Origin of the sequence: Clostridium sp. MCC328 (genome assembly GCF_018785465.1) — a bacterium.
Taxonomy (GTDB): Bacteria; Bacillota; Clostridia; order Lachnospirales; family Lachnospiraceae; genus Pilosibacter; species Pilosibacter fragilis.
This window is the reverse complement of the sequence record NZ_WQPW01000020.1, coordinates 1-23,770: the sequence shown is the minus strand read 5'-3', so window position 1 is coordinate 23,770 and position 23,770 is coordinate 1. Positions and strand designations below refer to the sequence as shown.

Here is a 23,770-nt window from a genome sequence, read left to right as displayed (position 1 = left end):
CGCGGGTTCGAATCCCGTCTCGTGCTCTCAAAGAGATAGAAAAAAGAGTCATCCGATGGATGGCTCTTTTTTCTATGTTCGAGCCCTGCCGGGCTCGAACGGTTCGAATGTCTCCGCTCCGCTCCGGTCGTCGCAGGCGAACGTCCCCCGGACGTTCTGCGACGTCTCGTGCTTTCAATGATACAGAAAAGAGACATCCGATGGATGGCTCTTTTTTGTATGTTCGAGCCCTGCCGGGCTCGAACGGTTCGAATGTCTCCGCTCCACTGCGGTCGTAGCAACAATTTCAAATGCTTGTAAATCATAGGATTGCATGGTATGATAAAATATGTTCGGAAATGCTGGCTGAATGTATCAGCAGAAATTGCCGACAGCACGCGATAGAGTTCATGCATGAGGGTCACACGCTCAAAAAAGTTTAAACATGAATCATGAGAAAGGGGACATAGCTGTTCTAAGGCTGTTGTAAGTGTATGGGAAAACATAGAGATGGCTTTAAGAGCCGGACAGGATTTGTGCTGGCCTGCATTGGGTCGGCTGTTGGTATGGGGAATATCTGGAGATTCCCATATATGGTTTCAGAATGGGGTGGAATGACGTTCCTGCTTCCATATGTTCTGTTTGTCATTTTGATCGCTTCTACCGGAGTGATCGAGGAAATGGCGCTTGGCCGCGCGGCAAAGAGCGGACCGATCAAAGCATTCGGTAAATGTACGGAGATCCGCACCGGAAATAAGCGGACAGGAGAGGTGATCGGTGTGATTCCGGTTATCGGATCCCTGGCATTGGCGATCGGATATAGCGTGGTCGTAGGATGGATCTTTAAATATACATTTTTTGCACTTTCCGGTGGTCTCTTCCACTTAGGGCAGGACGTAGCCGCGATCGAAGGCTTGTTTGGAGGTACAGCCGCCGCATTTGGAAATAATGTATGGCAGGTGATCGCAATGCTTGTAACCGCGGTGATCATGGCATATGGAATTTCCGGCGGAATTGAGAAAGCGAATAAGATCATGATGCCGATGCTTTTTATCCTGTTTGTTGGGCTCGGCATATATATTTTTACACTTCCAGGTTCGGAACATGGATATCGTTATATTTTTACACTGGAGCCTAAAGGGCTTTTTGATCCAAGACTCTGGATCTACGCGTTCGGCCAGGCATTCTTTTCGCTTTCCATCGCAGGAAATGGAACAGTCATTTACGGTTCTTATTTGAGCGAGGAAGAGGATGTGGTCAGCTCAGCAAGAAATGTAGCATTTTTTGATACATTAGCGGCGCTTCTTGCGGCACTCGTCATTATACCGGGCATGGCAGTGGGAGGCGCAGAACTATCGTCAGGCGGACCGGGGCTGATGTTTATTTATCTGCTGAATGTGTTTAATGGCATGCCGGGCGGATGGTGTGTAGAGATAGTCTTTTATGTCTGTGTTTTGTTTGCAGGCTTAAGCTCTCTGGTAAATCTTTATGAGGCACCGGTAGAGATGATGCAGGAGCGGTTTGGGTTCAGGCGGAAAATTGCGGTTGCAGTGATCGCGATGCTTGGCGGTATCATTTCCCTGATGATCCAGGGAATCGTTTCCGGATGGATGGATGCGGTCTCCATTTATATCTGTCCGCTTGGCGCGATGCTTGCCGCTATCATGTTTTTCTGGGTAGCCGGAAAGGATTTTGCGCTTACAGCAGTTAACAAAGGAACGAAAAAACCGATCGGCAGCTGGTTTATGCCGCTTGGAAAATATGTATTGGTTCCGGCTGCGCTTCTCGCACTTGTGGCGGGGGCGCTGCTTGGAGGAATTGGCTGATAAGAGATACTTTCATGTTTCGTCAGGAGAAATCTGAGGACGGCATGTGGAAAACTTAATGGAGGAGATGACTAAAAATGAGCAGATTAAACGAATTGCTCCAACAGGCGGGCAATATTGGACGGAACGAAGATGGTTCGATCACAAGACTGGGATTTTCAGAAAAATATTTTCAGGCGCTTGAGTTTTTAAAAGGACGCATGCAGGAGCTGGGAATGCAGGTGGAGACTGACCCGGTCGGAAATCTTCATGGCGTATTGCAGGGGAGTGACCCGGAAGCAAAATCCATTGTGATCGGCTCCCACATGGATACAGTTATGCAGGGCGGTGTTTACGATGGAATGCTGGGTGTGACCGGTGCATTGGAAGTTGCAGCCCGCTTAAAGGATGAAGGACGTACCCTGCGCCATCCGTTGGAGATATGGGGCTTTAATATGGAAGAGTCCAGTATTCTTGGCGGTACATTTGGAAGCAGATGCGTGACAGGGATGCTCGATCCGGACATTCCCGGATATGCGGAAAAATTAGCAAAGTTTGGCTGCAGTCCGGAAAAAGCAAAAGCAGCCAAGAGAGATATCAGCAAGTATGAGTGCTACCTGGAATATCATATCGAACAGGGCGATAAACTCGATCATACGGGAATCGATGTGGGAGTTGTCAGCGGAATCGTCAGCATCATCGACTATAAGGTAACGGCAAAAGGCATGAGCAACCATGCGGGCACAACGATGATGGCTAACAGAAAAGATGCGCTTGTCGGAATGGCAAAGCTGATCGTAGCAGCAGAAGAGCGGGCAAGAGAACTGAATGACACACTTGTATTCACGGTCGGAAAGATCGCTGTATCACCCGGACAGGAAAATGTAATTCCGGGACAGGCTGTGGCGAACTTTGAGATGCGTCATATGGACAAGGCTGTAACAGATCAGTTCTATGCAGATATTCAGGCACTCGCAAAAGAGATTCCGAACTGTGAGTTTGAATTTGTAAATACCAGTGCCAAATATTCCACACCGTGTGATCCGAGATTGATCAAACTGATCGACGATGTCTGCACGGAAAAGGGAATCAGCCATATCATCATGCCCAGCGGTGCAGGTCATGATGCAAATGCGATGGCCCACGAAGGTGTCCCAATCGGTATGATCTTTGTTCCGAGTGTCAAGGGCATCAGCCATCAGGGAGACGAATATACAAAACCGGAACATATCGATATGGGAGCGGATGTTCTGTATCAGACTGTGTTAAAACTGGATGAAAATGGAGTTTAAGTTTTACAGATGAAAGAAAAATGAAATGTGGCTGTTCAGTAAAAAACGGGGGCAGGAATCATAAAAGAGCAGATGCGGCTGCAATAATCGGAAAATAGAAGCAATAAAAACAAGTTTTTCCAATATGGATTGATAGACAGTGATTCATAGAAGGAAGAACTTGTTTTTTTGTGCAATAGAAGATTCTGAGGGGGTTTCGAATCCATAAAAGGCATTAACGTGCCGACAATATGCATTTGTGCGAATCTGTAGATTCCTGCAAACAACCGCGTGGGGCATCCGGGTATGCCAGGACACGATTGTTTTCGTAAATCATAAGAGACATCAGGTCAGGGAAGTGAAACGTGTGATTTGTGAAAAACAGAGAATATTTATGTCAGATTACACATAGACGGAGAAGATTAATATTATAAATTGTGAAAAATAACCATAAATACACCTCCTAAATCTACATATTAAAGTCAAACTTCTTATTGACAATAAATCCCTCTCTCGTTATACTGAAGGCATAAGTTCATAATAAATGAAGACATTCATATATTATGAATGCAAGCTGCAGCGAGCAAAAAGGAAAAGGATGTTACAAGAGTTGAAAGGAGATTGGTATGGCTTTTTTAGAAGGGATCGTATCGTCAATCATTGAACTGTCAAATGTGATCGGAGGTTTGTTGTGGGGATGGTATACGCAGGCATTTCTGATTCTTGTGGGAGTTTATATGCTTGTGGGTACGAAGTTCTATGTATTCCGTAAATTTGGGTATATTATGAAAAATACCTTGGGAAAGATGTTCGAAAAGACAGAAAATAATACGGCGGGACTTACTTCTGTACAGGCAGTATTAGGTGCTTTGGCAGGAACAATCGGCATGGGAAATATCGCAGGAACCGCCTCTGCAATCTCGATTGGCGGACCTGGCGCTGTTTTCTGGATGTGGTTGTTTGCGTTCCTCGGAATGAGTGTTAAGACTGCGGAAGTAACGCTTGCGGTGCATTATCGTGAGGTTGCGCCAGATGGTTCTTCTATTTATGGTGGACCGATGTACTATATGCGGAAGGCAATGAATGCAAAGGCATTATCTGTGGTTTTCACAATCGGTCTTATCTTAAACTGTGTATTTATGGCATCTACTATGCAGACACATACGATTATTGAGTCTGTAAACCGTGCGTACAATATCAACCCATATCTGATTGCAGCAGTATGTGTTGTTTTAGCCGCTTTAGCGGTTCTCGGCGGATTAAAATCAATCGGTAAAGTCTGCGAGATCATGGTCCCTGTCATGACAGTTGTTTGGTTTGTTATTGCAATCATTGTAATCGGTGGAAATATCGCAGATGTTCCACATGCTCTGGCATCCATCTTTATCAATGCGTTTACACCTACAAGCGCAGTCGGCGGTTTTGTCGGTGCTTCCATCGCGACAGCGATCCAGCAGGGAGCTGCACGAGGAACCGGTTCCAACGACGCAGGTGTCGGTGTGGCTCCGTGTATTCATGCGACAGCAGATGTAGAGCATCCGTTTAAGCAGGGCTTATGGGGAACTGCAGAGGTATTCATCGATACGATCGTTGTTTGTACAATGACAGCACTGATCATTTTAACACCTGAAGATGTATGGTGCAGCGGAGAATCCGGAGTGGCATTAACAATGGCTGCGGTAGAAACTGTAATTCCTGCATCGATCAGCAACGTCCTTGTAACTCTTTGTATTTTCGGATTCTGTTTCTCAACAGTACTTTCTTTCTATGTTTATTACGAGACAGCATGCGTCAGTCTGTTTGGTGAAAAGGCTTTTAAAGTCCTCAAATGGTTATATTTCATATTCCCGCTTGTATTTGCAGGATATGCAAACGTAAATGCTTTATATGGTGGATTCGCAAATATCGGTTCCGGACTATGTCTGCTTCCGAACCTGATTGCTCTTGTTGTTCTCGCAAAACCATTCTTTGGACTTGTAAAAGACTGGGAGAGTGGGGAACGGAAATATGATACAGCGATCACAGATAAAAATCATCATTATATTAAAATGTGCAAGAGCTATGAAGAAGAACTTGCAAGACAGGAACAGAGTGGAAAATAGTAGCTACTGTAAAAGAGACAGGAAAATGTACAGAAGCTCGTCTGCCTGTCGGAAATAAATGGCAGAATAGCTAAGATGTAATTTCAAGCGGCGATTTTAGTGGCCAGAAGATTCCGGCTACCCGGAATTGCCGCTTTTTGTTTACAGTACCGTAATCGGGAAAATGAAAAAAGTATGTTCAGACGAGAAATATGGAGGTACATATGGCAATAGAGAATTGTGTAACATTTTTACCATGCAGCGATATAAAAAAAACAACTCATTTTTACCGTGATATTGTTGGGCTTCCGGTAGTTCAGGAACAGGCGGGGGGAATGTTGAAGATATTCGATACAGGGTACGGTTACTGGGGATTTTGTCAGTATGGTGACGGGCGACCGATTCCGTCCGGTGATGTGGGGGTATGTCTCTCTCTGAATTGCCATGATGAGGCAGATGTGGATCGTCAGTATGCACGGATGACAGAAAAGGGCTGTGTAATCAAGGAACCACCGAAACGGCAAGAAAAGTTTCCGGTCTATGCTTTTTTTACAAGAGACCCGGATGACTATAAGGTGGAATTCCAGAGAATTCAACTGGAAGATCAGCAGCTTATGGGCGGGCGAAAAGAATAGAAGACAACAGCGTTTTGCTACATATCGGATAGAGATGGCATGTCTGAACGATTTGCATAAAGTTAAATAGAAAAAATGATTATTTTTGTTGACATGCACTAACAAGTATGCTATTGTATGGATATGAAATCATAATAATTGAATGTGTTCATATATAATGAATTAAAAAGGCAATAATGAATGCATACAAAAAGAATCCGCCAGTCGCGAATGGCGGTGTGGGTGAGACACAAAGAAACAGTGGGATAGAAAGAGGAGGAAAATCACATGAAAGCGAAAGACCTTACCATTAAACAGATCGAAGAAAAACTTGCAGAATTAAATAAGACCTATGATTCCTATAAAAGCTTGGGACTGGATCTCAATATCAGCCGTGGACTTCCGGCCGATGAACAGCTGGATCTGAATCGTGAGATGTTCCATATTCTTGACAATTCCGACCATATCTCTGAAGAGGGAGCTGATATCAGAAACTATGGTGTCATGTACGGACTTGTAGAGTGCAGAAGATTATTTGCAAATCTTCTGGATCTCCCAATCGATAATGTGGTGATTGGTGGAAATTCCAGTTTTAACCTGATTTATGATGCATTTGCGAGAATTTATTGTTTCGGACTTCTCGGTGAGAAACCGTGGTCTCAGCAGACTGGCTTAAAGTGGTTATGTCCGGTTCCTGGATATGATTGCCATTTTAAGATTACAGAGGCCTTTGGATTTGAAATGATCCCGATCCCGATGGATGAAAATGGTCTTGATATGGATTTAGTGGAGAAACTTGCAGGTGAAGATCCTTCGATTAAAGGTATCTGGTGCGTACCGCTTTACTCTAATCCGACCGGCGCGATCTATAGCGATGAGTGTGTAACCCGTCTTGCAAAGATGAAGACTGCAGCAAAGGATTTCCAGATTTTCTGGGATAACGCTTACTGTGTACACCATTTATATAAAAAACATACGCTCTTAAATATCTACAGAGAAGCCGAAAAGTATGGAACTACAGACCGTATCCTTTATTTCGCTTCCACAGCAAAAATCACATATCCGGGTTCTGCGGTATCCATCATCGCTTCCGGTGATAAAAATATTGCTGAGATCAAGGAGCGCCTGAAACTCCAGATCTTCAGCCATGATAAGATCAATCAGATGCGTCATGTGAAATACTTAAAATCTCCGGAGCATATTGCAGAGCACATGGAAGATGTCGCTGCACTGATTCGTCCGAAATTTGACTATGTTGACAATACATTGAGAAATGATATTCCGTATGAGGATCTTCTTACCTGGTTCAAACCGGACGGTGGTTACTTTATTACCGTTGATACATATAAAGGATGCGCGGCGAGAGTCTTAAAACTCATGAACGACGTTGGCGTTATGGTAGCGCTTCCAGGTGCAACTTACCCATATCATAAGGATCCGAATGATACAAATATCCGTCTTGCTCCGACACGTCCGTCTATGGAAGACTTAAAACAGACCATCCCGATGTTCTGTGTATGCGTACAGATCGCAGGACTTGAAAAAATCCTTGAAGAAAAGAGGAATGCTTAGTGAAAATCGTAGTGATCAATCCTAACAGCAGTGCGGCGATGACAGCAGACATCGCCGCTGCCGCGAAAAAATATGCGGGAGACCGGTTTGAGGCAGTGACCGTACTGACACCGGGGGCACCGGAGTTCATCGATACATTTGAAGATGCTGCCAGAGCTCAGCCAGGAATGATGGAACTTGTAAGACAATACGAGGATGCCGACGCATTTGTTGTGGCATGCGCCTGTGACCCGAATCTGAAGTTACTTCGTGAACTTACAGAAAAACCGGTGATTGGTGTCGGGGAGGCATCGATGATAACAGCAGCTATGCTCGGAAATTCTTTCTCGATTCTCCAGACAGACGCTTATTCTGTCCCGAACAAAAAGCACCTCGTAGAAGAATATCATATGAAACATGCGCTTGCCTCCATCCGTGTGGCGGAGGAGGACAGCGACCGTTACAGTCAGTATCTGAAAGCAGCCCAAAAGGCAATTAAAGAGGATCAGGCAGAAGTGATCATTCTTGGATGTGCAGGTCTCTGCGACCTGGCAGAAAAACTTTCTGGGGAACTTGGCGCACCGGTATTAGACGGTGTTGTCTGCGGTCTGGCGATGGCAGAAGGAATCGTGAGAAACCATTACAAAACGAGCAAAGTACGGTATTATAGTGGTGGAAAAAGTTCCGGTACATGATTAGGAAGTTTTTGAAATGTAACGAGGAAAGCGCAGATTAAGAATAGCAAATAAAAAAGGAAAGGAAGTAGCACCCCAAGGATAAGTGGGGCGGTTACCAGGGAATATAGATTATGGGTTACAAGTATGTCTGCAACGAATTATACGAATATCTGATCTCAGATGATATCAAAAAAGACATTCTGTTTTTAACGGATGATCAGTTCCGCGATGAGTCCATTGATCTTTCCGATGTAGAAGCGATGGTGGGACAGCCGTTTTTGATGCAGAAAAGTTTGTTAGACCGCATGCCGAAGTTAAAATGGCTTCAGGGAACAGGTGCAGGATATGATGCAGCTGACTGTGAAGAGATCAAGCGAAGAGGAATCACATTGACAAACAGCCGTGGCGTTATGAGTATGTCTATTGCTGAAGATGTGATCTTTAAGATGCTTTTTTACGCAAGAAAAGGCCGTGAGATCGAGATGGATAAAAAGAATCATCATTGGAATATGTTCGGACAGGATCAGTGGATGTGCATCTGCTATCAGGATCTCTACGGAAAAACGCTCGGTATTCTGGGCTTCGGTTCCATCGGACAGGAAATTGCGAAGAGAGCAAAGGCATTCGGTATGCGAATCGTAGCTTATGATGTAGCGGATCTTCCGGAGAGTGCCCTTTCTCTTCTTGATCATTACTATAAAGGCGGAGATGGTATCAATTCCGTACTTGAAGAGAGTGATTTTATTTCCATCAACCTTCCGCTTCTCCCGGCAACCCGCCATATCATTAATGATGACGCATTTGATCATATGAAACCAACCGCAATGCTTATGAATCTCGCGAGAGGCCCGATCGTGGATGAAGAGGCCCTTTACCGCGCATTAAAAGAAAAGAAGATCGCGTGGGCAGCTTGCGATGTGTTTGAAAAAGAGCCGCTTCCGAAAGAAAGCCCGCTCTGGGATCTTGATAATATGTTTATCACGGCGCATAAATCCGGAATGGGTGACAGCTGGACGCTTCTGATTGGAAAACTGATCGTACGTAACTTAAAGCACTTTATGGCAGGCGAGCAGCTCGAGAATGTGATCCGCCTTTAATATTGGGGAACAGTGAGCCCAAATAGCGGAAAAGGAGACAGAATATGATGTTAGATCTTGCGGTTGTAAATGGACTTGTATTTCTGGAAGGCGGTTTCCGTCTTGCAGATGTTGGAATTAAAGATGGAAAATTTGCGATGATCACGGAGCCTGGATTTCTCCCGGAGGCAGCACGGACGATCGACGCGTCCGGAAAACATGTGATTCCGGGCGGCATTGATACCCACGTACATTATCGTGATCCGGGCCACTGGGAGAGAGAGACATTTGAAGTTGGAACCCGTGCAGCGGCAGCAGGCGGATGTACAACATTCTTTGAGCACCCGATCTCCATGCCGCCGCAATGGAATGGAGAGATTTTAAAGAATCGTATCAGCATTTGTAAAGGTGAAGAGTGCGCGGCAAATGACCGTCATGAAAAAGGAAGCTGTGTAGACTTCTGCTTCTTCGGAGCAGCAGGCGGACAACATCCGGAGGCGATCGAGCCGTTGGCAGATGAGGGGATCGTTGCATATAAGACATTTTTACATGACGCACCGGAGGGGCGAGACGCTGAGTTTGAAGGCTTGACAAGTGCCAATAATGACCAGTTATATCGTGTGCTCGAGGAAGTAAAGAAAACAGGACTTACGATTGCGGCACATGCGGAAGATAATGAACTTGTAACCGGTTTTATCAAACGTCTCCGTGAGCAGGGGCGCCAGAACGAGAACATCGCACACTGCGAATCCAGACCTCCGATCGTTGAGATCGAGGCGATTTCCAAAATGTTAAAGTTTGGTAAAGATGTAGGATGCCCGATTGAGCTCGTTCATGTATCAACATGGCAGGCTATGGAACTTGCAAAACAGGCAAAAGCAGAGGGGCAGCCGGTTTATGTAGAAACCTGTCCGCACTATCTTCTTCTCGACGAGAGCTATGTAGAGAAATACGGTGCTTACGCGAAGTGTAATCCGGCTCTCAGAAAGAAAGAAGATGTAGAGAGACTCTGGGATTATGTTAAGGATGGCACCGTGGATTTCATCGGAAGTGACCACAGCCCGTTCCTGGTATCTGAGAAAGAAAAACTCGATAAAAATGGAAATAAGGATATTTTCCTGTCTCCGTCCGGATTTCCGGGAATCGACCTTCGTCTTCCGTTAATGGTGACAGAGGGCATGAAGCGTGGTATCAGCCTTGAAAAGATCATCGAGCTCTTAAGTGTAAATCCGGCGAAGTGTTTCAATATCTTTCCACAGAAGGGAACAATCACTTCCGGTGCGGACGGCGATCTTGTTATCATTGATTTAAATAAAGAAGTTACATGCAAGGCAGAGGACAGCTATTCTCAGGCGAAGGGCATCATGAAAGTCTATGAGGACTGGAAGCTTGGCTGCAGCGTGGACTGCACGGTTGTCCGCGGACGTGTTGTTATGGAAAATGGTGTTGTTGATGAGAGTGCGTCCGGATGGGGAGAATTTGTACGTCCTGTCAGAAATCACTAAGAGACCGAGGTGGCAGATATGAATCAGGTAAATGAAATTCTCAGAGATATCGCAAGTTTTGGAAAAAATGAGGATGGATCCTACACAAGAACATGTTACAGTCCGGAATATTTTGAAGCTGCAACGGCGGTGGAAAAACAGATGAAGTCTCTCGGAATGAAAACAGAGTGGGATGCCGCCGGAAATATTCATGGAATTTTACCGGGAACACGGTTAGGTGCAAAAAGCATCCTGATCGGTTCCCACATGGATACCGTGCCACACGGAGGACTCTTTGACGGAGCTTACGGTGTTGCGTCTGGTCTTGCAGTAGTAAAACGCCTTGTGGATGAGGGAAAAAAGCTGGAACATCCGATTGAAATCTATGGCTTTAACGCAGAGGAATCCAATCCGATTGGAGGTACGTTTGGAAGCAGAGCAGTTACAGGTCTGGTGGATCCAAAACAGCTGGGACTTGGAGACGCACTGGCTGTTTACGGGCATACGGTGGACGAAATTATGGGATGCCAGAGGGAATTTTCTGATGTGAAGTGCTATCTGGAGGCCCATATTGAACAGGGAGACTATCTGGACAATGAGGGACTCGATATCGGTGTTGTAAGTGGTATCGTGAGTGTGATCCGTTATGTTGTGACAGCGAGTGGTCAGAGCAACCATGCTGGAACGACCATGATGAAAAAGAGAAGAGATGCCATGGTTGCCATGGCAAAACTCATTGTGGAGTCAGACAAGGCGTGCCGGGAGATTGATGATAAACTTGTACTTACCGTTGGAACGATTACCTGTGATCCGGGATCTGAAAATGTGATTCCGGGACGTGTACAGTGCATATTTGAGATGCGCCACATGGAAACGGAAAAGACCGATGAGCTGATCAAAAGGATCCGTGAGATTGCGGCGGGAATCGATACGGTCAAATTTACGATCACCAATAAGATCAATAAAGGTTCCGTCCAGTGTGATTCACACCTGATGGATGTGATCGGACAGGCAGCGGAAACGTGTATGACAAAGCATGTAGTCATGCCGAGTGGCGCTGGTCACGACGCAAATCCAATGGCTCATAAAGTTCCGTCTGCAATGATTTTTGTACCAAGCAAAGGTGGATTAAGCCACTGCAAAGAAGAGTGGACAGATCCGGAATACCTGGAAAAAGGTGCAGACGTTCTTTATGAAACCGTTCTCAGACTTGACACTGAGGGTTAAAAGAATTGCTTTTTTAAAACAGGGCTGATATACTGGGAATATGTATATTATCCGGACAGACCCGGCATCAGGAGGAAATTATGGAAGAAAAGCATCCCCAGTATATCAACTCAATTATCAGGGCAGTCAAGATTTTGGAACTGTATGGAAAATTGAATACCCAGTATCTGGGAATTGCGGAGATCAGCAATGAGCTGAAGTTGCAGCGGACAACGACCTTTAATATCGTAAAAACACTTCTTCATGAAGGATGGCTGGTGCAGGATTCTCCGAATGGAAAATACCGTCTGGGAACGAGAATCCTACAGGTTTCCGCTATGGTGACCAGAAATACTTCCACGGAAGATATGATTCTGGAAGAAATGCATCGGTTGAGAGACATGTACAACGAGGATGTGGTTCTCACGAAGATGATAGACGGGATTCCGGTCTGTGTGGAAAAAGTTCAGTCTTCCAATGTGCTTCGGATCGAATCGAAGGTGGGAAGAGCCGGAAATCTCTTAAAGGGATCTACCGGAAAGACGCTATTTGCATGGCAGCCGGAGAAATTTATCAATTCTGTTCTGGATGCTGGGTTCGCTGACTCACCGAAAGGAACAGAAGAGAAGGAATCACTTCGAGCAGAGCTGCAGAAAATTCGGGAACAGGGGTTTTGTGTCTCCATTTCCGAGCAAAACGAGGGAGTAGCATCTGTCTCTGTCCCCATTCGGGATAAAAGTGGATATGCGGTCTATTCACTCGCTGTAATCGGGGAAGAAAAACGTGTAAAACAGAAGAATATGGAAGAGATTGCAAAAGTGCTTATGGATTCTGCAAGAGGCCTTGAGGGCGCCAGAAGCCAGACAGAGTAAGTAAAAATTTAGAGAATACGGGGGTATTTTATTATGGCAAAAGAAGCAAATCCGATTCCGCAGGGAAAGTATGTACCGGCAACGAGATTTGGCAATCTGATCTTTACAGCAGGTATGACACCAAGAAATAATGGTGTTCTGATCAGGACAGGAAAAGTAAAAGCATCTGATGATATTGCTGATTATAAGGAAGCTGTTGTACAGGCTGCGAAAAATGCGCTCACAGCTGCAAAAAATAAGCTGGAAGAGGGCGAGAAAATCGTACAGATCATGCAGATTACAGTTTATGTAAACTCTGAGCCGGATTTTACAAAGCAGCCGAAGATCGCGGATTTCGCGTCTGAGTATTTCTGCGAGGAGCTTGGAGAATCTGGTGTTGGAAGCCGCGCAGCTGTCGGTGTTGCGGTTCTTCCGGGAGAAGCTCCGGTGGAGATCGCGATCATTGCGGGGGTAGGAAAGTAAAATAAATTCATGCTATAAAAGAAGACCACTGATGGGAAAGATCCTGCTCAGTGGTCTTTTTTATGTAACAGGAAATTTCGAGGAATTCCCTGTTACACAAAAAGGCACTGACGTGCCAAAGATGCGCACTCGCGCAAAGAGGCGGATTGTCGCAGGCGACCGCGCGAGGCACATTTTTTTGACGTGTATACAGGTTTATAACGATACGTCCTCCAGTTTTCGGACATATTCCTTAAATTCCTGCTCAAACTGTCTGACAAGCTCCTGCTTTTGTGAGTGCGGTTCTTTCAGTTTGAGAAGATAGCAGATCCGGGGCGGCGGTTCCGGAGTGATCCTTGAGAGCTTTAGGTCCGGATCATGGAAGTTCTTGAAAATACATGCCGGAATGATACAAAAAGAATCCGGGATACGGAGTAATTCCGGGAGTAATTCTGTCGTGTCCGTGATCATCAGCGGAAGTTCAAGAGGATTCATCTGGCTTTCGTGCCATTCGACGAAATTTGTTCCCCAGTCGAAATAGATTTCATGGGCTCGTTTTAAGGTCTTCGCATCGATGAAATCAGGATAGCTGGAGACACTCCGGCTGCTTACGAGATACAGGGATTCCTGAAAGATCGGGACGGCCTCTACCGCTTTCGAGTAGAATACCCGCGGCGTGATCCCGATATCTGTCTCCCGATTTTCCAGCATGGAAATAATCCGGTCAGTCCAGTGAGTCGCAAGAGTGATGGAGAGCTTTCCTTTTCCGAGAAGTTCCCGGTAAAAGCCCTTCACATAGTCGGTGAGACTGATGACGGAGGCGACCCGCAGAACTTCTGTCACATCGCCGCGGCTCCAGTCCTGGATCTGGCGGTTTAATTCCTGATGGCGTTTGGCGAATTCAACAAATTCTTCCCCTTTTTGCGTCAACAGGATTCCTTTTTGTCCGGGACTTCTCTCAATCAATTTGACGTTCAGCTCTTTTTCCAGGCTGATCAGACGGTTGCTCACCGCGGACTGGGAGATAAACATATTTTCCGCTGTCTTTGTCAGACTATGGGTCTTTACTATATTTAAGTAGGTCTCCAAAACTTCGTCATTCATAGGTGATCCATCCTTTTAAACATCTGCTTTGCATATATTATACATCTGATTTATCCGTTTTACAATATAAGTGTTCTGTGTTATTGTATAGATACAAAGAGAAAGGTAATTCTTACAGAATACAATTGAAGCACACACGCATGATCCTGACAGAAATTCATAAAAGGAGAGGTAGATTATGGACTATTTAGCAGAAAAATTCGCCAGACTTGGCACAGACAACGCACCGGGTCAGGAGGGACTTCAGAAAGCGGAAGAGCTCCCGATGATCGGTGGGAAAATTGAGGGACCGGCAGTAGATTTCTCCCACGGTGATGTAAATGCGCATCAGCCGATCCCGGGAAGCCTTGAGACCTTCGTAAAACACTACTGTGTCGATGGTACATTTCAGGCATACACGGAATACAGAGGTAAAGGTGCGATCCGTGAATATCTTGCGGAGAAACTTGCAGAATATAGTGGAGCTCCGGTTGATCCGAAAACAGAGATCATTCTTACACCGGGTACACAGGGAGCACTTTTTCTGGCAATGGGTTCTTTAGTCGGCAGAGGCGACAAGGTTGCCATCGTAGAGCCGGATTATTTCGACAACCGCAAACTTGTTGAATTCTTTGAGGGTGAGATGGTTCCGATCCACATGAACTGGAAGGACGCAGCACCGCACACATCCGGTATCGACTTAAAGGAACTGGAAGAGGCTTTCAAGAACGGTGTAAAACTGTTCCTCTACTCCAATCCGAACAACCCGACCGGCGCGGTTTTCTCAAAAGAAGAGGTTTCTGAGATCGCCAGACTTGCAAAGAAATACGATGTTGCGATCTTGGCAGACGAACTTTACAGCCGCCAGATCCTTGAAAAAGATTTCACTTACACACATATGCGTTCACTTCCGGAGAAGCCGGATAAGCTGATCACCATCATGGGACCGTCAAAAACAGAGTCCTTAAGCGGTTTCCGTCTCGGAGTCGGCTACGGTACCCCAGAGATCATCACACGCATGGAGAAATTACAGGCAGTTGTTTCCTTGCGATGCGCAGGTTATAATCAGGCGGCCTTCTACAGATGGTTTTCTGAGCCGGAAGGGTGGATGGAGAAACGTATCGCTGACCATAGACAGATCCGTGATGATATCCTGAAAGTGATCAACAGCTGTCCGGGATGTTGGGCACGTCCGACAGAGGGCGGAAGCTATATCTTCATGCAGCTTCCGAAATTAAAAGTGGATATCTTCCAGTTTACAAAACTCTGCCGCGCACAGGCAAGTGTTACCGTGACTCCGGGTACCGAGTTCGGTAAGCAGTACAGCGACTTCATCCGCATGAATTTCTCTCAGGATCATGATAGGGCTGTTGACGCTGTTAAGAGAATCTGCGAGATGGTAGACCGTTACCGCGTATAAAACTTTTAGCCACAAAAGTTTTCTTTTCGGTTGAACTTGTTTTTACCATAAAAATCCTTCTTGAAAACGAAAAACATCTTTCCATACAGTGGTTACCCCCAAAATGTATGGAAAGGTGTTTTTGCTGCGTGTCAGGAAAATGAATCTTTTGCGAACATCTCCACCGCCAGCTTCGTAAATTCCTCCATAGCCTTTGATACATATCTCTTTTTCTTCCACATAACAGCGATGTCGCGGCTCACATCATCGGAGTCCAGCTTGTAAAAGACGACAGGTTCATCGTGGTCGGACATCCGGACAACGGTGTCAGACAGGAGTGTGATGCCGAGACCGGCACCGCAGGAGCGGTAGGCGGTGGCGAGCTGATCTAACTGCAGGCGGATATTTGGGGCAAAGCCATTCTGGGCACAGAGCCTTACGGCACGTTCGTAGGCAATGGTCTCCGGGCGAAGCAGCAGGAACGGGGCCTTTGCGAAGGAAGAGAGGGAGACGGAAGGCGCAGCCGGATCTAAATGAACACCGCGGCGGATCTCGTCGGCGGTGAATGCCGCAGGAAGAAGGTCTTTTTTTATTCCCATAGAGGCAAAGAAATTTGGAGCACTTGGGACAGCGAGGAGAAAGTGATCCTCGAAGAGGATGACGGAGTCGAAGGTGTCACCCTGCTGGTCCACCGGATCCACGAGGATATCGAGCGCCTCATTCGCGAGACGCTTTTGTAATTCAAGAGATGGCGCTTCCTGAACGTCCAGAGAGATTCCGGGATAGCGGCGGCTGTATTCGGCAACGACCGGGAGAACGATGCTGGAGAGGAAGAAGCTGGAGGCGCCGATCCTCAGAGCTCCTGTTTTGAGGTTTGAGAGATCGTTGCAGTAGACCTTCAGATCATCTTCAATGCGGTGGAGCTTTTCCACGGCATCGATGTAGGCGCGGCCGGCGTCAGTTAAAAGAAGACGGGAGGAAGAACGCTCGAAGATGGGCTGTCCTAACTCCTGCTCTTCTTTTTTTACTGCAATGCTGATAGCGGGCTGGGTGATATAGAGGTTTCTTGCCGCGGCGGAAAAACTTCCGCAGCGGTAAATTTCGTAGATGTAGTCTTTTGACTGGAACATTTTGTTCTCCTCATATAAATATAATTAATGGAAAATATCAATATTATAAATTTGATTATATAGGAGAAACGTGATATATTCAAGACGATCTTGAGAGAGACTAAAAGATTTATGTGCCGGGAAGAGAGCTTTTGACGGATCAATATAACAGCAAATACGAATAGCAGCACAGTGGAGACAGTTTCCCGGAGATGATGAAAGAACGTGGGCTGTGCAAAAAGGGAGAAGGAAATGAGTTACTTAAAAACATTGCTTATCATCTGCCCGATCTTCTTTATTTCGGGTATTATTGATTCCATCGGCGGAGGCGGAGGATTGATTGCGCTGCCGACATACTTAATGATCGGATTGCCGGTCCGTTCGGCTTACGGCTGCAACAAACTGCAGGCAGGTCTCGGAAACCTGGTCTCAGCGATCAAGTATTTTAAAAACAACATGGTCGATCTGAGGATCGCATTGGTCTCAGCCATCACGGCAATGACGGGGGCATGGATCGGAACAAAGATCATCTTTCTTCTTCCGGAGGAGAGCATTCAGAAGGCCATCACGGTGGCACTTCCGGTGATCGCCCTCATTATGGTTCTCAGAAAGACAGACGCGAGAAACGTGATCATGAGAAGCGAGATATCAAAAAAAACAGTTGTTCAGGCCCTGATCGTCGGCGTGATCATGGGATTTTACAACAGTCTTTTCGGACCGGGGATCGGTACCGTAGCGATCATTGCGTTTACGATGATCATGCACTATGATGCAAGATGTGCGTCCGGTAACGGTAAGGTCCTTATCGTACTTACGAACGCCATCGCTCTTGTAAGCTATGTGAAAACGGGAAATGTCGCTTACGAGATCGCGTGTCCGGCAGCACTCTGTGCCATTGCAGGAAACCTCGTCGGCGTTAATCTGGCGATCAGGAAGGGCGAGAAGATCATCAAACCGGTGATGTTAGTCGTAGTAATCCTCACTGTGATCAAATTTGCCTGGCAGAATCATCTGTGGGGTTAAATGCATAAAATCCAATAAGGTTTACCTGTTTTTGTTTACCCATATAAAAGGGCTGGTCCTACTGCGGACCGGCTCTTTTTGTGTAACAGGAAATTCCCAGTTACACAAAAGGCGCGAATGTGCCAATGATGCGCATCGGATAAGACTACCGGTATATTTGGAGGAAGCCGGATTCCTCAGGGCTTGTATTTAAGGTAGGAATGAGATAAGATAGTGTTAAAAGAATTCAGGAAAGAAGTGGAAAAACTATGTATGATGAGTTAACAAAAAATGATATAAAGAAGATGGAAGAGGAGATCGAATACCGGAAACTTGTGGTCCGGAAAGAGGCGATCGAGGCGGTAAAAGAGGCGAGAGCCCAGGGCGACTTAAGTGAAAATTTTGAATATTATGCAGCGAAGAAGGACAAGAACAAGAATGAGAGCCGGATCCGGTATCTGGAGAGAATGATCCGGACGGCGAAGGTGGTCTCTGATGAGTCAAAAGACGATGAGGTCGGTCTCTACAACACGGTGGACGTGTATTTTGAGGATGACGATGAGACGGAGACCTATAAGATCGTTACGACGATCCGCGGAAATTCCTTAAAGGGACTGATCAGTTCCGAGTCACCGCTCGGAAGGGCACTTCTGGGGCATAAGGTCGGTGACCGGGTACATGTGCAGGTGAATGACAGGGCCGGATATGACGTGATCATCAAGCGTCTGGAGAAGACCGTGGATGACGGAAGCGATGCGATCCGGAGTTTTTAAAGAAGACATTTTTAAAGAAGACAGAGAGGTTGAGTATGAAGGATTTTAAAGTGGCGGGGTTTCCGCTGCCATTGTATGTCCTCATCCTGGCGCTGACGGCGGCATGTATGTTTACGGGCTGTGTCCCGAAGAGTCTGGTCCCGGCGTTTTTAGTGTTGATGGTATTCGGTGAGGGCTTAAATGCGATTGGAAATAACGTACCGGTGGTGAAGACGTATCTCGGAGGATCTGTGATCTGTATTCTCGGTTCTGCGATCCTCACGGCAGGCGGACTGATTCCCGAGCAGACGATTGAGACGCTCGATTATTTTGTCAATGACAGTGGCTTCCTGATCTTTTATATCGCGGCGCTGATCTGCGGCAGTCTCTTTAATATCGACCGGAATCTTCTGCTCAGGGCTACCGTGAAGCTTCTGCCGGTGGCGGTGACCTCTCTTTCTATGGGAATTCTGCTTTCAGGAATTATGGGGATCATCCTTGGGGAAGGTTTCTGGGGCGGGATCCTCTATATCGGAGTGCCTATGACCAGCGGCGGAATGACAGCGGGTACAGTTCCTCTTTCTGCCATGTACTCCCAGGCGCTCGGCGTGGAAGCGGCGGATGTGCTGACAAAGATGGCACCGGCCACAGTGCTTGGAAACTGTGTAGCGATTATTTTTGGCGGTCTTTTAAACAATTTCGGAAAAAAACACCCGGAGACGACCGGAAACGGTGTATTGGTGAATGATGGAAAAACGGTGAAAAAGACACCGCCATTGAAGCCGACATTTGCGTCTTTATGTACCGGGATGATCATTGCGTTCGCCTTTTATCAGCTTGGCGCGATCTTGCACAGGTTTGTTCCTGTGATCCCGACGTATGCGTGGATGATCATTGCGGTCGTGCTTGTGAAGGGAACCGGCATCATGTCCGAAGAGCTGGAGGATGCAGCAAGAGAGTGGGGGCAGTTTGCCATCAAGAGCTGGACTGCGGCGGCACTTGCGGGGATCGGCTTTACCCTGATCGATCTGAATACAATTTTAAAGACTCTGACACCGTTATATCTGATCACGGTGGTACTCATCGTGGGGATCATTACGTTTACGGCGTCAGTTCTTGGAAAGCTTGTCGGCTTTTTCCCACTGGAATCAGCCATCGCAGCGGGGATGTGTACGACAAATATGGGCGGTTCCGGCAATGTAGCTGTTTTGAGCAGTGCGCATAGAATGGAGCTTCTGCCGTTTGCGCAGATCGTTACAAGATCCTGCGGAGCGCTGATGCTGACGCTCGGAGGAATATTAGTGCAGATGGTGGGATAGGATCCGGATCATGTATCAGCGCAGCAGGCTTTTGTACCTGTTGCGTTGATTTTGGTATGAACAGTTATTATGTATTAAAAACAGGGGAGTGACAAAGATGGAAATATATCAGCTTCGATATTTTGTATATGCGGCGAAATATGAAAATATCACGATGGCGGCGCAGGAATTGAATGTATCCCAGCCTTCCATCAGTAAGGCGATCCAATCACTGGAGCGCGAATTAAAAACAGAGTTACTTCGAAAAAACGGAAGATCCTGTGTGCTTACCCGTGATGGATATTTATTGCAGGAAAGGGTAGTTCCTTTGCTTGAGGAAATAGAACGGCTTCCGTTGGAATTCCACAATAGACAGAAGAAGAAACTCATCCGTTTGAATGTTTTGACCGGAGGGCTGCTTGTTCCGGAACTGATTCGCGAATTCCGGGAGGAAAATCCGGATGTTTTTTTTCAGGTATTAGATCGCAGAGAGGCAACGAAGTGGGATGTCTGCATTCGAAGTACACTGCCTCAGTATGTGTTCAGCAATGCAGTAAAATTAATGGAAGAGCCATTGTGTCTCGCGTTTCATAAAGATTCGTGGTTGAGAAATGTGGAAAAAGTCAGGTTGTCGGATATCAGAAATGAAAAATTTGTTATGTTGAGAAGTGGAGGAAGTATCCGGACGATTTCAGACGCAATATTCGAAAAAGAAGGGATTATTCCGGATATTGCATTTGAATGTGATAACGTTCATGTTTTGAGACGCATGGTGCAGGAAGGGGTGGGGATCACCATCTGGCCAAGGTATTCCTGGAGAGATCACCTGAGAAGCGAGACAGATTTTGCAAATGTCTGTTATCGGCCGATCGATAACAACGAATTCAAACGATCTCTGTATCTGATCCTGCAGAAAGATCTGAAAATGACAGAGGAATTGGAGAAATTCTGCAAATACACAGAAAAATATTTTAATAGTATTAAAGAAGAATAAATAAAATTGTGCTAAATTCATTCGAAATGAGAATGTAAGTCATTCATGAATAATATTTGAATAACATATATAATTATTATATAATTGACCCATAAAAGAAAGCGCATCTTTTTAAGAATCAGCCATATAAATCTATGGTGAAGGCCCAAGAGACCTTCTTAAAAAGGAGCGCTTTTGTCGTGTTTATATCATTTTTGTTACCAGTAGTTGTTGATTACAAAAGGAGGAAATCATGAAAAAAAGCTTTTATCGTATTACGGCAGCGGCGCTTATGACAACGATGCTTGCAGCGAGCGTAGTCGGATGTTCAAAATCGTCATCCGGTGGTTCGGCTGCGACAGCGGGAACCGAGACAGCTGATCCGGGAAAGCAGACAACAGGAACGGCAGATGCATCAGGTGATCTGAATCCCCTGACTCCGCCGGAAGGAGTTCAATTAAAAGAAGATCTCGCGATGGGATTGAAAACAAAACATACAACGATCGATACTATGGAAGTAAGTAACACGCAGCATAACTATATGTTCCGAATGGTGCATGATACACTGGTTCACTTTAACAATACGACAAGTGAGCTGGAACCGCAGCTTGCGACAGAGTGGAGTACCGATGATGGCGGAAAGACATACATTTTTAAATTGAGAGATGGCGTAAAATTCCACAACGGTGAAACTTTAAAAGCATCTGATGTTGTATTTACATTTAACAGAATGCAGGGAACAACCTCCAGCAACAACTTATATACAAAACTGGAATCGGTTGAGGCAGTCGATGATATGACAGTTAAAATGGTCCTTATCAATCCGAACCTTGACTGGCCATATATGATGACGATACCGACTACATCGATCCTCAGTGAAAAAGCAGTTACCGATGATCCGACAGAAGGAACAGGAATCGGAACAGGTCCATGGCAGATCGATTCCTATGAATTTGGAAACTATACGAAGCTCGTTGCATTCGAGGACAGCTGGAGAGGCGCTCCGAACGCGAAGACTTTCACATTCCGCTATATTCCGGAAGATTCTGCACGTCTGATCGCATTACAGAACGGAGAAGTTGATATCTGTATGGAGCCGGCAACGATCGAGCTTGGAACGATCGAGGCTGATCCGAATCTGGATCTGATCAGTTATGACGGCGGATCTCTTTCCTACTTTGCGTTTAATACACAGAAATCCCCGGCAGACAATGAAGATCTTCGAAAAGCAGTTGCATATGGAATTGACGTTGACAGCATTATCGCTGTAGCAGCAGAGGGACGTGGAAAGAAAGCAACCTCTTTCTGGGGCTGGAATGAATATGGATTTTATGACTGCGGCGGTTATGAGTACAATCCGGATAAAGCAAAAGAGTATCTGGCAAAGGCATATCCGAACGGCGGCGCAACACTTGATGTTACTGTAAGCGGAGCAGAGAGAAAGACAATTGCGGAGATGATACAGAGCCAGCTTAAGGAGATCGGAATCGCGATCAATATTGTAGAGCTTGACTCCGCAGGCCTCAGCACAAGTACAACAAAGGGTGACCATCAGTCCTGTATCTACGGTATGGGATTCAATATCTTCGGTGATGATGCAAGAAGAATCCTTCAGCCGGGTTCTGCAGTAAACAAAGCACACTACGATGATCCGGAAGTCATGGAGCTTCTTGATAAGGCTGTTGCAGAAACAGATGAGGCAAAGAGAAAAGAGTATTATAAAGAGATTCAGGAAAATGTTCATGAGCATGTTCCGTATATTCCACTTTACTATGCAGATGGTTTTATCGGTGTGAAAAAGGGAACCGGAGGAATCGATATTTACCCGACTTCCCATCACGATTACTCTAAAGTTTTTGTACCGGCAGACTAAATGTAGGAATCTTATCAGCGGACCGCTATTGCGGTCCGCAACTAATATGAGTCAGAATACGAAAGAAAGCAAAGGAGGATCCTATGCATCGTTATATTATAAAGCGATTACTCATGATGATTCCGGTTATCATCGGCGTCTCATTTCTTGTGTTTTTTATCATGGATCTGGCACCCGGAGATGCGGTAGATCTTATGGCACCGGAGGGTGCGACTACTGAGGAGCTCGCGGAGATCCGTCATGATCTTGGACTTGATAAGCCGGTGGTTCTGCGCTATGCAGATTATATGATCGGAATGCTCCATGGTGATATGGGCGTTTCTTATGTGTCAAAGACCGATGTGTTTTCCACATATGTAGAAAAACTTCCGGCAACTATTAAACTTTCTTTTGCATCTATTCTTGTTTCAATCCTTTTATCAGTTCCTCTGGGTATTTATTCTGCGACAAAGCAGGGAAGTATTCAGGATAATATTAGTATGATTCTGGCGATGCTTGGACTATCGATGCCAAACTTCTGGCTTGGTCTTCTGCTGATCATCGCATTTTCCCTCAATCTTCATTGGTTCCCATCGGGAGGTGATCAGACGCTGTCGTCGATCGTACTTCCGGCTGTCACGATCGGTACAGGTCTGATGGCAACACTGACCAGAACGACAAGATCGTCGATGTTGGATGTTCTGAAGCAGGAGTATTTAAGAACTGCCAGGGCAAAGGGAATCTCGGAAAAAACAGTCATTATGTCTCATGCGCTCCGAAATGCTTTGATCCCGATCATTACGATCATGGGAACACAGTTAGCGGGAGTACTTGGAGGAAGTGTCCTGACAGAAACTGTATTTGCATGGCCGGGAGTCGGTCGTCTGATCGTCGATTCATTAAACATGAGAGATACTCCGTTGGTAACCGGCAGCATTATTATGACGACAATTCTTGTAAGTATTGTTTTACTTATCGTTGACCTTTTATATGCAGCGGTGGATCCACGGATCAAGGCACAGTATGCAACCGTAAAAAGGAGGAAAAAGAATGGCTAAAACGGTAAAAAACGCTCCGAGAAAAGCAAGAAGCCAGATGGCTGAGGTACTGCATCAGTTCCGGAAAAATAAAGGTGCGATGCTTGGCGGTATGCTCGTCCTTGTTATTATATTTATCCTGAATTATTCACGGAGCAGTATCTGAACTGGTAACTGTACCATGAATCCCAAAATTGACCCATGTAGC

Annotated in this window: 21 protein-coding genes; 19 read left to right on the top strand and 2 right to left on the bottom strand. The window is 45.8% G+C overall.

All coding sequences use genetic code 11. The annotated features are described in order from the left end of the window. Window positions 1–473 precede the first annotated feature (473 nt). The 11 genes from GPK83_RS04185 to GPK83_RS04135 all read left to right on the top strand — a co-directional run bounded on the left by GPK83_RS04185 (window position 474) and on the right by GPK83_RS04135 (window position 13,078). Window positions 474–1,805, top strand: a complete 1,332-nt coding sequence (locus GPK83_RS04185) for a sodium-dependent transporter (RefSeq protein ID WP_120041331.1) — start codon at window positions 474–476, stop codon at window positions 1,803–1,805. A 77-nt stretch (window positions 1,806–1,882) separates the two neighbouring features. Next, window positions 1,883–3,076, top strand: a complete 1,194-nt coding sequence (locus GPK83_RS04180) for a Zn-dependent hydrolase (protein WP_215704091.1) — start codon at window positions 1,883–1,885, stop codon at window positions 3,074–3,076. 605 nt (window positions 3,077–3,681) lie between these two features. Beyond that, window positions 3,682–5,157, top strand: a complete 1,476-nt coding sequence (locus GPK83_RS04175; protein WP_215704090.1) for an amino acid carrier protein — start codon at window positions 3,682–3,684, stop codon at window positions 5,155–5,157. 203 nt (window positions 5,158–5,360) lie between these two features. Beyond that, the gene (locus GPK83_RS04170; RefSeq protein ID WP_182427714.1) at window positions 5,361–5,771 is read left to right on the top strand and encodes a VOC family protein; all 411 of its coding nucleotides are present in this window, start codon (window positions 5,361–5,363) and stop codon (window positions 5,769–5,771) included. 267 nt (window positions 5,772–6,038) lie between these two features. Then, on the top strand, window positions 6,039–7,322 hold the full coding sequence (locus GPK83_RS04165) for an aminotransferase class I/II-fold pyridoxal phosphate-dependent enzyme (protein ID WP_215704089.1): 1,284 nt from the start codon (window positions 6,039–6,041) through the stop codon (window positions 7,320–7,322). After that, complete coding sequence (locus GPK83_RS04160; protein WP_215704088.1) at window positions 7,322–7,996, top strand: aspartate/glutamate racemase family protein; 675 nt, start codon at window positions 7,322–7,324, stop codon at window positions 7,994–7,996. Before GPK83_RS04165 ends, GPK83_RS04160 begins: the two co-directional genes overlap by 1 nt. A 113-nt stretch (window positions 7,997–8,109) precedes the next feature. Further along, window positions 8,110–9,075, top strand: a complete 966-nt coding sequence (locus GPK83_RS04155; RefSeq protein WP_215704087.1) for a D-2-hydroxyacid dehydrogenase — start codon at window positions 8,110–8,112, stop codon at window positions 9,073–9,075. Between the two features lie 44 nt (window positions 9,076–9,119). Then, window positions 9,120–10,559: an amidohydrolase family protein gene (locus GPK83_RS04150; protein WP_252196233.1), complete on the top strand. Its 1,440-nt coding sequence runs from the start codon at window positions 9,120–9,122 to the stop codon at window positions 10,557–10,559. An 18-nt stretch (window positions 10,560–10,577) separates the two neighbouring features. After that, window positions 10,578–11,765: a M20 family metallo-hydrolase gene (locus GPK83_RS04145; protein ID WP_215704086.1), complete on the top strand. Its 1,188-nt coding sequence runs from the start codon at window positions 10,578–10,580 to the stop codon at window positions 11,763–11,765. Between the two features lie 80 nt (window positions 11,766–11,845). Then, on the top strand, window positions 11,846–12,616 hold the full coding sequence (locus GPK83_RS04140) for an IclR family transcriptional regulator (RefSeq protein WP_215704085.1): 771 nt from the start codon (window positions 11,846–11,848) through the stop codon (window positions 12,614–12,616). Window positions 12,617–12,649: 33 nt separating this feature from the next. Beyond that, the gene (locus GPK83_RS04135) at window positions 12,650–13,078 is read left to right on the top strand and encodes a RidA family protein (protein ID WP_015552739.1); all 429 of its coding nucleotides are present in this window, start codon (window positions 12,650–12,652) and stop codon (window positions 13,076–13,078) included. Between the two features lie 195 nt (window positions 13,079–13,273). Here GPK83_RS04135 and GPK83_RS04130 read toward each other — a convergent pair whose 3' ends face one another. Further along, window positions 13,274–14,161, bottom strand: a complete 888-nt coding sequence (locus tag GPK83_RS04130) for a LysR family transcriptional regulator (protein WP_215704084.1) — start codon at window positions 14,159–14,161, stop codon at window positions 13,274–13,276. A 178-nt stretch (window positions 14,162–14,339) separates the two neighbouring features. On the opposite strand from GPK83_RS04130, the gene GPK83_RS04125 reads away from it, so the two are divergent. Beyond that, a complete protein-coding gene (locus GPK83_RS04125) occupies window positions 14,340–15,560 on the top strand; it encodes a pyridoxal phosphate-dependent aminotransferase (protein ID WP_117503377.1) in 1,221 nt (406 codons plus the stop codon). Window positions 15,561–15,691: 131 nt separating this feature from the next. Here the strand turns inward: GPK83_RS04125 and GPK83_RS04120 are convergent, their stop codons facing one another. Next, window positions 15,692–16,669 carry a LysR family transcriptional regulator gene (locus GPK83_RS04120; protein WP_215704083.1) on the bottom strand — a complete coding sequence of 326 codons (978 nt, stop codon included), beginning with the start codon at window positions 16,667–16,669 and terminating at the stop codon, window positions 15,692–15,694. 231 nt (window positions 16,670–16,900) lie between these two features. Here GPK83_RS04120 and GPK83_RS04115 point away from each other — a divergent pair, with 231 nt between their 5' ends. The 7 genes from GPK83_RS04115 to GPK83_RS04085 all read left to right on the top strand — a co-directional run bounded on the left by GPK83_RS04115 (window position 16,901) and on the right by GPK83_RS04085 (window position 23,728). Beyond that, entirely contained in the window at window positions 16,901–17,671 is a 771-nt protein-coding gene (locus GPK83_RS04115) for a sulfite exporter TauE/SafE family protein (RefSeq protein WP_021905198.1), read from the top strand. Between the two features lie 248 nt (window positions 17,672–17,919). Continuing rightward, window positions 17,920–18,423 (top strand): transcription elongation factor GreA, encoded by a 504-nt coding sequence (greA, locus tag GPK83_RS04110; RefSeq protein ID WP_015552730.1) that lies wholly within the window; start codon window positions 17,920–17,922, stop codon window positions 18,421–18,423. Window positions 18,424–18,458: 35 nt separating this feature from the next. After that, window positions 18,459–19,721 (top strand): 2-hydroxycarboxylate transporter family protein, encoded by a 1,263-nt coding sequence (locus GPK83_RS04105; RefSeq protein WP_215704082.1) that lies wholly within the window; start codon window positions 18,459–18,461, stop codon window positions 19,719–19,721. 97 nt (window positions 19,722–19,818) lie between these two features. Next, window positions 19,819–20,694: a LysR family transcriptional regulator gene (locus tag GPK83_RS04100; RefSeq protein WP_215704081.1), complete on the top strand. Its 876-nt coding sequence runs from the start codon at window positions 19,819–19,821 to the stop codon at window positions 20,692–20,694. A gap of 232 nt (window positions 20,695–20,926) precedes the next feature. Then, window positions 20,927–22,546, top strand: coding sequence for an ABC transporter substrate-binding protein (locus GPK83_RS04095; protein WP_215704080.1), 1,620 nt, complete (start codon window positions 20,927–20,929; stop codon window positions 22,544–22,546). Between the two features lie 83 nt (window positions 22,547–22,629). Next, window positions 22,630–23,583: an ABC transporter permease gene (locus GPK83_RS04090; protein WP_117470108.1), complete on the top strand. Its 954-nt coding sequence runs from the start codon at window positions 22,630–22,632 to the stop codon at window positions 23,581–23,583. Further along, window positions 23,576–23,728, top strand: coding sequence for a hypothetical protein (locus GPK83_RS04085; protein WP_215704079.1), 153 nt, complete (start codon window positions 23,576–23,578; stop codon window positions 23,726–23,728). Before GPK83_RS04090 ends, GPK83_RS04085 begins: the two co-directional genes overlap by 8 nt. The last annotated feature ends 42 nt before the right edge of the window (window positions 23,729–23,770 follow it).